Origin of the sequence: Parabacteroides massiliensis (assembly GCF_900155425.1) — a bacterium.
Classification (GTDB): domain Bacteria; phylum Bacteroidota; class Bacteroidia; order Bacteroidales; family Tannerellaceae; genus Parabacteroides; species Parabacteroides massiliensis.
Window position 1 is genome coordinate 1,167,052 of record NZ_LT700191.1, and the last position, 13,079, is coordinate 1,180,130.

Genomic DNA, 13,079 nt, shown 5'->3' on the forward strand with positions numbered 1-13,079 from the left:
GAAGCAAATGAAAAAGAATTTTTTATTTCTGTCTTTGCTGGTTGCATTTCTGCTTCCGGCTTTCTCCTGTTCCAATGACGATCCCACTCCGGAAATCGACAATGCAACAACCTTGAACATGCTTGATGCGGAGAACGGAAAGACTCGCTTGGGTAATTCCGATATCTATATCAATGCTGCAAACAATTTCGAAACAAACAGATGCCTGATTGTCGAAATCGGTTCATCGAAAGGGCTCGGAAAAGTTGTCCCTCCCCAAACCGGCGAAGGACTGGTCTACCAGGTCGCTGTAATGCCGGGACATCTGTACCAAGCTTTCAAGGAAGATGCAGTAATGCGGTTCCCTTCCGGGAAACAGGCATTGGCTCTGGCAGGCGACTACTATCAGTTTTATGTCGATTCCGAGATTATGAAGGAAGAGAAAAGGATAGGCGCCATCGTCCGGTTCGCCTTGATCAATCCTGAGGCAGACGGATTACCCGCCTACGGCAGTACGATCGGGACAATGATAAGCGGTTATGGAGACGAGATCGTGTATGAATTTCCAAAAGGCACAGAATTCCAATACGATAGCGAGCTGGATAAAATCTTTAAGATTTCGACCGAAGGGGGTGTCCTGAAAGTAAGCATGCGGGTCTCATGGACCGATACACGAGATAACTACCCCATCTATGCCCGGCATAACGAGGTGTATACGAAAGTATATATCAAAGTGGAATAATCAGAACATGCCCTGCACTTTATAGACAAATTCCATCCAAACCCAATATCGGATCGCCTTTCCGAGAAACATCGAAATGGCCACGATCCAGATATTGGCGCGGAGGAAGCCGAGCGCCACGGCAATAAAATCACCGATACCGGGCAAAAAGACGAAAAAGCCCATCCAAGAACCTTTACCCTTTATCCAACCTTGTACTTTCTGCAATTTGGCGGCATCCAGTTTCAGATATTTCTCTATCCATTCGACCTTGCCCAACATGCCGAGCCAGTAACAACTCATACCACCTAAGAAATTACCTAATGTAGCCGCAATCATACAAGGCCAGTAGGCCGATCCCGCCAGTAACACACCGGTCAGAACGACTTCACTGCTGAACGGCAAAACGGTAGCAGCCAGGAAAGAGGCGATAAACACCCCGATATATCCGTATTCTATAAGAAATTCCATATGCGAATGAATAAAGTAGCAATCAGTATTGCCACAGTTGCAAAAAACAACCAAAACACGATCTTACCTCGTGTAACCGTAAAGAAATGGGCGATCAAGATAGAGGCAGGCACGCAAGCCGTTTCCAGAAACTCTTCCGAAACCTGTTCATAGAGGAAATAAAGGCTGAATGCCCATACGGCCATCGCTATCAGGAACGAGAGGAACTGGCGGGAGCGAAGCGAATCCTCCGTATCGTGCATGATGATATTCAGGGAAGAGACAACCGTCAACAGAGCTATTGCCAAGATGCTGATCCAATCCAACAAGACGATTCCGTCTGTTGCCAGGAAGCGCACTTTAAAGAGCGTCGAGAAAGGGACAACGAACATTGTGAAATCCCGCTGCCATACACACCACCCCAACAAAAACCAATACACGGTCGCCACCCCAAGCAAGGAGGCAATAAAAGTACGGGGTGTCAACGAACGGAAGTTATACATCCCCAGCCAGAACAACGGCAAAAACCAAAGCAAGTGAATCCAGAGCAGACTGCCGATGCCGATCAGTAAAGTCGCACTGTAGGCTTTTTCTCTTGCTTCCGGATCATGATAGGCTGTGAACAACTGATAAATCGCCAGGATCAGGCAGAAAACGCCAACCGAAGTCGATTTCAAAGGGAAAAAATCGGGATTCGTACTGATGAACAGGATATAAAAGAGGAAGGGTAACATCGTCTTCTCCCGTATCAACACCAATACATAGTTCGCACGATGCAACAGGAAAGCTCCGCCGAACATCAAGGCCATCCCGATGATATAAGTGAATTCTTTGCCAGGCAATGCCTGGCAAATTGTATTCCAAAGAGGAGTAGCCGAGACCTCGCCATAGACAGGATAGCCCACGGAGTATAAATAACTGACCACCCAACAGACAATACACGCCAATAAAACCGACACGAATGTCGGCGGCGCAGAAAAGTCAAATCGACGGCTGTATTTATTATAAGCTACTCGCATCCTTAATCATCCTGTATAATGACAATTTATAAATCGAATCCGATATCACTACGGAAGTACTTCTTCTCGAAATCGATGAGCTTGGCTCCGGCAAAAGATCGGGCAAGGGCTTCTTCTTTATTGGCTCCATAAGAGCTGACAGCGATGACACGGCCGCCACTGGTCAGGATCTGTCCGTCGCCGGCTTTTGTCCCGGCATGGAAAACAATGTTTTCAGCGGGTACCTTATCCAGCCCACTGATGACCTTTCCTTTTTCATACGCTTCGGGATAACCGCCGCTTACCAACATAACCGTTACGGCTGCACGTGGATCGTGTACCAGTGTACGGCTGCTCAAATTACCTTCGGCCACACCTTCCAACAATTCAACCAGGTCGCTCTGGATACGCAACATGACAACTTCCGTTTCCGGGTCACCCATACGGCAATTATATTCGATCACCATCGGTTCGCCCTTCACATTGATCAGACCGAGAAAAACGAAACCTTTATAGTCGATATTCTCAGCTTTCAGCCCTTCGATCGTCGGACGGATAATACGTTCGTCCACCTTCTGCATAAATGCCTCGTCAGCAAAAGGAACCGGAGAGACTGCCCCCATACCGCCGGTATTCAAACCGGTATTGCCTTCACCGATACGCTTGTAGTCTTTTGCCACCGGAAGCACCTTGTAGCTTTCGCCATCCGTTACCACAAACACGGAACATTCGATACCGTCCAAAAACTCTTCGATCACGACCGTCTTGCTTGCATCACCGAACATACCGTCCAGCATATCGCCCAGTTCCTTCTTCGCTTCTTCGAGCGTGTCGAGGATCAACACGCCTTTACCGGCAGCCAAACCATCGGCTTTCAACACATAAGGGGCCTGCAGTTCTTCGAGGAATGCATATCCTTCTTCCAGATTTTCGGCAGAGATGCTCTTATAACGGGCTGTCGGAATGTTGTGCCGCATCATAAACGCCTTCGCAAAGTCCTTGCTGCCTTCCAGTTGCGCTCCCTCTTTCGAAGGCCCTATCACCGGAATACCGGTCAAAGCTGCATCGTTCTTAAAATAGTCATACACACCTTTCACCAGCGGATCTTCCGGACCTACCACTACCATATCGATATGGTTTGCCAACACAAATTCCTTGATAGCAGGGAAATCGTCCGCCTTGATATTTACATTCGTACCCACCAATGCGGTTCCTGCATTACCGGGAGCAATGAATAACCGATCTACTTTCGGGCTTTGAGCAATCTTCCAGGCTATTGCATGTTCGCGGCCGCCTGAGCCAAGTAAAAAAATGTTCATTTTTTTATAATTGACAATTGAAAATGGACAATTGGCAACTGCTTGCCATTGCCCTTTCCCAATCATCCTTTTTTTAATGGTTACTATTTTCTTTGTTCTATCTTCTTTGTACTTTCTCTCAATTGTCAATTCTTAAGGTAGTCGTCAAAGTAGCGCGTTATCTTCTCATACAGATGCGGACGGTCTTTGCCGATCACGTTATGCAGATGACGGGGATAGACGAAATAATCGGGATACGTATCCGCATCCACGCAAGCTTTCAGGAATCCCAAACTGTGCTGCCAGACAACAACAGGATCGATATCTCCGTGGATCAACAACAAGTGCCCTTTCAAGTTACCTGCTTTCAGTTTCAGGTTGGCATTCTTATAACCTTCCGGGTTGTCCTGCGGACGGTCCATATAGCGTTCGCCATACATAATCTCGTAGTTGCTCCAGTCGATCACCGGACCACCGGCAACCCCCACTTTGAACAGTTCCGGATAAGAACACATCAGGTTCGTCGTCATAAAACCGCCGTAGCTCCATCCGTGCACACCGATACGGTCGACATCGACATACGGAAGCGATTTCAAATATTCGACACCTTTTACCTGATCCGCCATCTCGTTCACGCCCAAATTACGATGTATGACATTTTCAAAAGCCTGTCCCCGGTTGGCCGATCCCCGGCTGTCGAGCGTAAAGACCACATATCCGCGTTGAGCCATATAGATATCCCAACCGCCGACACCGTTTTTCCATCCGCCTGTCACCAATTGGGCGTGTGGGCCGCCATACACGTAGACGATCGTCGGATATTTCTTCGTTTCATCCAGACTGACCGGCTTTACCAGACGGAAATTCAAATTAGTGACACCGTCTGCCGCCTTGATCTTTCCGGTAACGATTTCCGGCATCGCATATCCTTCGTACGGATCTTTCGCCGTCAGCAACGTCTGCAAGGTTTCCCCTTTCTGTCCGTCGATAATCGAAATCTTACGTGGAACATCAGGAGCGGAATAGCTATCGATCAGATATTTGCCGGAAGCGCTCAGTTGCATAGCATGCACTCCCTGCAAACCTCCCAAAGCCAATTCGTAAGAGGTTCCCTTTTTCAGGTCCAAACGAGACGTTCCGACATACAGCGCATCACCATAGCTGAACGAGCTAAGCACCGACGGTTTTGTGGAAGAGAAGAACAACGCCTTTCCTTTGGCATCGAAACCGAGGACATTCAAGACTTCCCACTCACCTTTCGTCAACTGCTTCAGCAACTCTCCTTTCGTATTATACAAATACAAATGATTATAACCATCGCGCCGGCTCTGCCAGATAAACTGGTCCGGATTGTTCGGCAGGAAAAGCACCGGATGTTGCGGCTCTACATAATGTTCGTCCTTTTCGGTAAACAGATCTGTCTCTTTCTCACCCGTCAAGGCAGAATAGCGTACCAGATGCATCTCGTTCTGATCCCGGTTCAACTCTGCAATATAAAGGCTTTTCTCATCCGGACTCCAAGCAATATTCGTCAGATACTTTTCCTTCGGCAATCCGGTTTTCAACCAGACTGTTTTTCCGGTCGCCAAGTTGTAGACTCCGACTGTCACCTCATGGCTTTTCATCCCGGCCATCGGGTATTTGTGCGGTTCGGCTTTCGCGCAGCGGGCGGTAATATCGACAAACGGATAATCCGTCACCATGCTTTCATCCATCCGGTAGAAAGCCAGTGCCGAACCGTTCGGAGACCAGAAAGTCCCTTTATGGATACCGAACTCGTTCTGATGAACAGACTTTCCGCAGACAATTCCTTTGGCCGTTTCGTCCGTCACGAGGCTGACAGCGTTATCCGGCGAAAGGATTTTCAGGTTGTCACCCTCCGTAAAAGCCAAATAACCGTTGGCCGGACAAAAGTCGAAGTTCTCCCACGAGCCGTTCAGGTCATACGTGTTTACAATCCTGTTTTCCGCAAAATTGTAATGGAACCGATGCTGCTTGGCATTAAAAGCCAGTACCGGCTGATCTTTGTAAGGGACGGAGAAGAAGGGCATGCTGCCAACCGTTTGCGCACCGGCCGCCGTAAGCGCTTCATTCAACTGCCGGCGGGTAAAGGCGAGTTTCACTGTCTTTGTCGATTCTCCACTCATCATACTGTCCCCTTTGACATACAGATATGTATCCCCACACCATTGCAACTGCTTCAAATTGCGGGGCACAAAATGACTTTGCGTCTTTCCCCCGGGGATCAGGTCATGCAAAGTGAACTGTCTGTCTTGTCCCATCATCGACAACGGATTTATAAATGCCAAAGCACAGAATATACCTAAAACATTAAGCCTCAAAGTCATCCTTCCCTCTCCTTTTAAATGGTTTCTTAAACGAACGATCACCGAACTTCTTTTCTCCGAACTTTTTCTTACCGCCAAACTCCTCATCATCCTTAAAGTGCCTCTTGACTGGACGTTTGCCGGCAAAATCCTTACGAACCGGACGTCCATCCGCGCGGTCATCGCCGAAATAGCGTTTGCCGGGGATAAAGGGAGCCCGTTCACTGTCGTCTTCAGCATGTGCGGCGGCAAAACGACGGTCGGGACGATCCAAGCGGTCGGTACGGAAATTCAGACGCGACGGGCGGTCCGGCCTGCGTTCGAACGAAGGTCTTTCCGGACGGGAAGGATGTGCTTCGCCTTCTTCGTTCAACGCTTTCTTGTAGTCTTTGTTCTTTCCTTCGAATATGTCATAGCAACGGTATTCGCATTCCAGCGATCCGTTCATAAGTTTCATCTTTTCACTCGGTTTCAGACCGATCTTGTCAAAACATTCATCTTTATAACTCAGAATCCAAACCTTATAGCCGGTAAACACATGTTTAATACGTTCGCCGATCATGTTGTACAGTCCTAACAGGTCGCGGCTGGAAATGCGTTCTCCATAAGGAGGATTGGTCACCATGATACCCGGCTGCGGAGCCTCCGTGCATTGCTGGAACGGCTGAGTCTTGAGTTCGATATATTTCATCAGGCCGGCACTGCGGATATTCTTCTCGGCAATCTCGATCGCCGTCGGATTGATATCCGCACCATAACATTTGAAAGTAAACTCACGTTCCTGGCTCTCATCGTTATAGATGCGATCGAACAGTTCCTGGTCGAAGTCGATCCATTTCTCGAAAGCAAACTCCTTCCGATGTACGCCCGGCGCAATATTCAAAGCAATCATTGCCGCTTCGATCAGCAGTGTACCGGAACCACACATCGGATCGACGAAATTCGATTCGCCTTTCCAGCCTGTTTTCAAGATCATACCGGCAGCCAGCACTTCATTCAACGGAGCCTCCGTCTGGTCCACGCGGTAACCGCGTTTATGCAAGCTCTCGCCTGAACTGTCGATAGAGAGCGTACAGTCGTTGTGTGAAATATGAATATTGATATACAGATCCGGATTGTTTACACGGACAGAAGGGCGTTTCTGTTCCTTCTCCATGAAATAATCCACGATCGCATCTTTCGTACGATAAGCAACAAACTTGGAGTGATTGAAATCTTCAGAGTAGATTACAGAGTCGATGGCAAATGTCTTGTCCAAGGACATATAGTTTTCCCATTTCACCTTCTTAACCTCTTTGTAGACAGTATCAGCGTCTTTGGCTTTAAAGTGATAGATAGGCTTCAAGATACGCAATGCCGTACGGCAACAGAAGTTGGCTTTGTAAAGCACTTCCTTATCTCCGGTAAAGGAAACCATCCGGCGGCCAATCTGTATATCGTTGGCGCCTAAAGATAATAACTCGCCGGCCAGTATTTCTTCCAACCCGTAAAGGGTCTTGGCCACCATTTCAAATGTCTCGCTCATTTCAATTGACAATTGACAATGGACAAAACAATTGACAATCGATAATTGATAATTGACAATTAAATATTGTTCTTGTTTGTCTCACTGCTTATTAATACTATAATGTTTTATTATTATTCTCTCTCTCTTTTTAACTGCCAATTGTCAATTATCAATTGTCAATTGACTGACGGTCGCTCCTGCCGGAACATCCTCCGTGATCCAGACGTTGCCGCAGATCGTGGCCCCTTCACCGATATGGATCCTTCCCAGCAACGTGGCATTGGAATAGACCGTCACATGGTTGCCCAATACAGGATGGCGCGGCACACCGCGTATCGCATTTCCGTTTTCATCGGGCGGCAGTTTCTCTCCTGCCAGACTGACTCCCTGGAAGATACGGACATGGTTCCCGATCACACTGGTCTCACCGATAACGGTTCCCGTCCCATGGTCGATCGAGAAATAATGGCCGATCTCCGCACCCGGATGAATATCTATACCTGTCTCCGAATGAGCCATTTCTGTAATCATGCGAGGAATAAAGGGGACACCCAACCGATATAGCTGGTGCGCAATGCGATAGTTGCAGACAGCCCGGAAACCGGGATAGCAAAAAATAACTTCGTTGATGTTCTGCGCAGCGGGATCACCGTTGAAAGCAGCTTCGGCATCCGTCGCCAACAAGCTGCGCATTTCAGGGAGCGTCCGGATAAAAGCTTCCGACAGTTTCTCTGCCTCGGCAAGGATTTTTTCTTCGGGACAGGAGACACAGGTAGTATCAGCAAAACAAAGCCCTGCATAAATCTGCTTGGAAAGTAGCGTATGCAATGTTCCAACATTTACGCCGGTATGGAAACGGATTGTCTGTTTGCTGATCCGTGCATTCCCGTAATAACCGGGGAAAAGGATTGCCCGGCACAAGTCTATGATCTCTTTCAGCACTTCACCCGAGGGTAGTGCCTCCTCATCGCGGTAAGCATGAAACAGTTGCTGGTAAGATTCCTCGTCCGAGAGCATCTCAACCGTATCATTTAAGATCTTGCTATGCTTTTGCAATCCCATTATTCAGCAATATCATATTTGGCAACAAAAGTAAAAAGAAATTGTCAATTGTCAATTGTTAATTGTCAATTTCTTATGCGGTGCCCCGAATTCCTTGCAGGCCACTTCTTCCATTCCCACTACCCATATTTTAACATTCTTCACAGCCGGATCGGAATAGCGGAAATTTTTATCCGAATACTGTTCCATAATGATATCCAGAGCTTCCTTCTTTTTGTCAAAATCTTCTTCAAAGCGAACCTTACCCCAGCATATCACACTCTTGGCACGCATCCGGTAACTACAAGCGACCTCCGGATGCTGGAACACAAGAGCATGATCCGTACTGAACGTGATGCAGACGCGCGGATTCCGTTCCAAAATGGAGATACTCCGTCCTTCCTGTGCCGAATGCAGGTATATAACACCATCGCGATAGCCAAAGTTCATCGGCAACACATAAGGAGTCCCATCCGTATCGGCCAGCCCCACATAACAAATATCACACTTCCGAATGGTAGCTTCAATCAATTCTTTGTCGGTATGCACTAATGTCTTCATTTCGTATTTCTGCTTTTTTAGTCCCTACAAACATACAAGTTTTTATTTTTTCAAACTACTCTCGCAGAATATATCTACCGCATCTTTTTTGCATAAAAGAAAAGAGGGTTCCAATCTTCCATTGCCACCCCCTTTCGATTGAACCGATATACGGAAAATTCCAAAATTTATTTTTGATCAATATGATTCCACAAATCATTAAAAAGCATTAACCGCTACGGTTCCCCCGCATAATGCGCCAACAGCTTCTTCAACCGAAACACATCATCCAAACTTAGCGGTGTTTTGGTTGAAATCAGACCAATGCTAAAGCCATTTTCCACAATAGCAGTCAATAATCCTTCCAATACGGGTATCGGAAAATATCACCACCCGTCAAACTGAAACTTACCATATTCAAGTCTTTGCATTGCCGGATAATTGCACTAACTTGTTCAAACGCCATCTGTTTATATCCTGATGATCGGTCTGCATAACAATACACACAATCTGTTGTACAATTATTATTTGGCATAAAAACAGCAGTACGAGGTGAAACGATCGAACGTTGTTGTTCTAAATCAATCTCTTGAAAATAAAAATCTTCAGGATGGTATAAGCAGGGAGGTATTGTTGCATCTTCTGCATTAATCAATACATTTCTCGGAAATTGACTAACAACACCTCCGAATTCACTATAAAAAGGCTCTTCCCTGTCTAAAAAAGGTAAAACAATTGCTTCCGCTTTTTATGATCGATATCATTAGTGTCCCGTTAAAATCGGGTGAGGTTAAAACTCTGCTTTACGAGAAAAAATACCATTGAAAATGAGAAAGTTATGATTCTTACAGAATACTCATAATGAGTTTGCAATTTCAAATCCGTTTTCCCGAAATTCCACTGTAATTTCTTGTATTTCTGCATCATACAAGGCTTTATTAGAATTTTAATGGGACACTAATGACTTTTTTCATAAGATAAATTATTAAGAATAACAAAAAAATTTCAATACTCCCAGCTATAGATGGATAAACAAAAACGACTTACCAACTATTATCCGACAACCCCACTTGAATAAACAACGTTTTTACACAAATCGTGTCCATCCTTCAAATTTTTGTAACAAACGCCACCTATACCCCCACATACCGCAACAACATAATACCAGCATAACAACAGATGCAAATCTATAAAAAAAATTCATTCCTAAAATCAACATAATTCCAAAAAAGCATTTTTCACTTAAACATACACAGGATATATTCCCCTTATTGTAAAAATCAATGAAAAATCGATTGGTTCAAATCGAAACTACTACCGCATCTAATTCAGTTTTATACCCCATATTATTCAAATTACACGCAAGGGTAATATTTTTTAAGAAACTTCGTTTTTGATATATCACTAATAATCACACGTTTGCTCAATATCTCCATTTCGGGAGGGGATATTGTCAAACTGTAGTTTCGTTCCCTCGCATCTGTTCCTCTTTTCAGGTTATAATAATCATACAGGTTAAAGAAAGTATGTGGCTATAATAACTTTATTAGTAATAATAATATTCCATATGTGAAAAGAGCATTAGTCAAAAAGGAACTTATAGAGATCGAGAAACGACAAGTTGTCATTCCCGATCCGGTAATGAAAGTGTGGCTAAAAAAGGAATTAGGAATATAATAAATCAAATAGTGGTTTGATGTAATAAATTCTGAACAATAACCCCTATTTCCTGTTTTTTCTCTTTTGATCAAAATATTAGAGTATTTCAGTTTGATATTTTGATGTTGTTTTTTCTGTTTTGCCGATAAACGGATATATGAGACCGGCAGGAAATGAAAATATATTGTTTTGAGAGAGATAGAAAAGGGATAAACGCTTGCATTTTGAAAAAGCTTAACCTCCTGAGATTTGTCTGTAACAAAAAAGATTGGTGGCGGCTTTGGATATTTGAAAAGGGATTCAGGCCTTTATGGCCATGAAGACGGTCGTCGTTGAGATGAAGACGGTCGTCGTTGCCGTGAGATGCCGAGACCATCATGTATGAAGACGGTCGTCAAGGTAATGAAGACCGTCTTCGTGGGAAAAAACAGTGCACCTCACGGCAAGAAGACCTTTTTTTAAGGCGAAAAGCCTGGATTTAATACAATTGACAAAAGATGCGTTTCTTTGTTAAAGAAACAATATTATACAATAAGTAAAGTTTACATTTCAGGCTTACAATAGTTCAGTACTTCCACATTACGGATTGAGCTCTTGAAATCCCCTGCTTTTTCCAATGGGAAGACCAATGTGCGGACATATCGCATTGAGTCTTTCCCGCTATTGAAATAGCGTTTCTGGATATCCAAATCTTCTTTCAGTTTACCATCGATGTAAAGTCGCGTGGATTTTTCATCTCCGGTGATGGTTACCAACGCAGTCTCTTCGGGATAAAACTGGTAGTTGAAGGTATTCAGATAACCGTCCCGGACAAAACCCAGTTTACCGGAAGCAGGATCAGACAAATAAAAGACAGCGTCAGGCGAACGGAATAATTCGGTTCCTTTTTCCTCCGCTTCCGCCTTGATATCGAAAGAAACGGTATAATGATAGCCGATCTCTTTCAAACCCGTTTCCATTCCCGGCTTTAAGGTTTCGAGGTTATAGACGGCACGCGGCTTCGTACCGATACGTCCGGCCACGTTTACGCCCGGCGCTTCACTGATCGCCATCCGCGCACTGTTGAATTCTTCATACGGAACGGCGCAATCCTTCCCTGTCCACATTTTGACGGCTAACGTCTGCATGGCAGGGAACACACGATAGTGAATATCTTTCGTACTGATGCCGTTGCCCGCATGGTCGTTCCAAACAGCAAACATACCGCCTTTGATCTGCTTATGCTTTTCGGGAAACACCTCTTTTCCGATGTGGGCGGGTGTCCACTCCTTATAAAGCATTTCCGTATTCAGGTAATCATAATAATAGCCTGCTGCAGGAACAATATACAGGTAACCGTCGGGGATACTGATCAGGTCATAACCTTGCTTGATCATCTCTTTAGGATCGGCATAGCCGTTATACCAGGCACTCATCAGCACGTTTTTTGACTTGACAGGAGTTTCGCCCTTCGCATGCGTCAATGCTCCCCAAACACAGGCCTGCTTGCCGAAGCCTTCCACAAAACGGATATAATGATCGGTGAAAGCACGGAATTTTTCCACCACATCTTGTTTCTTATTGGAATATTCGTCCGTACCGATATGGACACGTTTGCCGGCAAAGACAGGATTGCGCCCTTCCAGGTATTCACGGAAAAGAGCGTCCACGAATTCATAGGTTTCAGGCTTGAACAGGTCGAGATGGTCCATGCCATACTCTTCGCTGCCGATCTCCGGCTTGTATTGTGTAAGCGCAAGCGAATGGGCCGGGACATCTATTTCGGGGATGATCTCGACACCCAGGCTGTCGGCAAGTTGCTGAAGGGCGATAAACTCCTTTTTCGTATAATAGCCGTCACGGGCAGTCAGTCCGGGGAAAGTTTCGCATTCGAGGCGGAAAGCCGAATAGGTCTTGTTCCAGTCGTGATTGTAATACTGCTTAAAGGCATTATCGTTCAGGTGGATCTGGAATGTATTCATCTTGTAGTAAGCCATCATCTTCACATAATCACGCAACATGCTCATCGGGATAAACTTACGCCCGCAGTCCATCATAAAGCCACGGATCGCATAGTCGGGATAATCGCGGGCCGTCCCCTTCGGCAAAGCTTGGTCACTCTGTTGTTCGGTCAACTGCAACAACGTGCGGGTGGCCCAATACAACCCTTTGCTTTTAGGAGCGGTGACGGTGACACGGTCGGAGATCTTCAGCGTGTAGCCCTCCTCTCCCAACCGGCTGTCGGACGAGAGTGACAAAACGAAATCGCCGGCGGCCGCACGGCCTTGTACGACCATCATCCGACGGCCGAACATCAATGCATAGTCATCGGCAAACTGATTGGCGACACGGGCTACGGACGAGTCTTTTCCAGTATACACGATCCGGGATGTTGCCGTAGGAGTGAACATCCCCTGATTTCCTTTCCATTCCTGCAATTCAGGGATGACAAACGGTTTCTTGTTGTTTGCGGCGTCTGCCTTTCCAGGCAATAACAATAAAGCGGCCGAAAGCAGCCAATAAAGTTGTATCTTCATAGGTATTTGAATTAAAATGTGACAAAGATATATAAAAAAACGA

At 45.7% G+C, this 13,079-nt stretch carries 9 protein-coding genes; 1 reads left to right on the forward strand and 8 read right to left on the reverse strand.

The features are described from left to right. The first annotated feature begins 7 nt into the window (after positions 1-7). The gene (locus tag BQ9893_RS15940; protein ID WP_075966854.1) at positions 8-721 is read left to right on the forward strand and encodes a DUF5036 family protein; all 714 of its coding nucleotides are present in this window, start codon (positions 8-10) and stop codon (positions 719-721) included. On the opposite strand, the gene BQ9893_RS15945 is transcribed toward BQ9893_RS15940, so the two are convergent. The 8 genes from BQ9893_RS15945 to BQ9893_RS15980 all read right to left on the reverse strand — a co-directional run bounded on the left by BQ9893_RS15945 (position 722) and on the right by BQ9893_RS15980 (position 13,036). Continuing rightward, positions 722-1,171: a YqaA family protein gene (locus BQ9893_RS15945; RefSeq protein ID WP_075966855.1), complete on the reverse strand. Its 450-nt coding sequence runs from the start codon at positions 1,169-1,171 to the stop codon at positions 722-724. Continuing rightward, the gene (locus BQ9893_RS15950) at positions 1,156-2,169 is read right to left on the reverse strand and encodes a hypothetical protein (protein WP_075966856.1); all 1,014 of its coding nucleotides are present in this window, start codon (positions 2,167-2,169) and stop codon (positions 1,156-1,158) included. The genes BQ9893_RS15945 and BQ9893_RS15950 overlap by 16 nt, the downstream gene beginning before the upstream one ends. 26 nt (positions 2,170-2,195) lie before the next feature. Beyond that, complete coding sequence (gene purD / locus BQ9893_RS15955; protein ID WP_075967405.1) at positions 2,196-3,467, reverse strand: phosphoribosylamine--glycine ligase; 1,272 nt, start codon at positions 3,465-3,467, stop codon at positions 2,196-2,198. A 125-nt stretch (positions 3,468-3,592) separates the two neighbouring features. Continuing rightward, positions 3,593-5,794 carry a S9 family peptidase gene (locus tag BQ9893_RS15960; RefSeq protein WP_075966857.1) on the reverse strand — a complete coding sequence of 734 codons (2,202 nt, stop codon included), beginning with the start codon at positions 5,792-5,794 and terminating at the stop codon, positions 3,593-3,595. Next, positions 5,778-7,298 carry a THUMP domain-containing class I SAM-dependent RNA methyltransferase gene (locus BQ9893_RS15965; protein WP_075966858.1) on the reverse strand — a complete coding sequence of 507 codons (1,521 nt, stop codon included), beginning with the start codon at positions 7,296-7,298 and terminating at the stop codon, positions 5,778-5,780. The genes BQ9893_RS15960 and BQ9893_RS15965 overlap by 17 nt, the downstream gene beginning before the upstream one ends. 144 nt (positions 7,299-7,442) lie before the next feature. Next, positions 7,443-8,342, reverse strand: coding sequence for a serine O-acetyltransferase (locus BQ9893_RS15970; RefSeq protein WP_075966859.1), 900 nt, complete (start codon positions 8,340-8,342; stop codon positions 7,443-7,445). Positions 8,343-8,393: 51 nt separating this feature from the next. After that, complete coding sequence (locus BQ9893_RS15975; protein WP_075966860.1) at positions 8,394-8,882, reverse strand: pyridoxamine 5'-phosphate oxidase family protein; 489 nt, start codon at positions 8,880-8,882, stop codon at positions 8,394-8,396. A gap of 2,180 nt (positions 8,883-11,062) precedes the next feature. After that, positions 11,063-13,036: a family 20 glycosylhydrolase gene (locus tag BQ9893_RS15980; RefSeq protein ID WP_075966861.1), complete on the reverse strand. Its 1,974-nt coding sequence runs from the start codon at positions 13,034-13,036 to the stop codon at positions 11,063-11,065. Positions 13,037-13,079 lie beyond the last annotated feature (43 nt).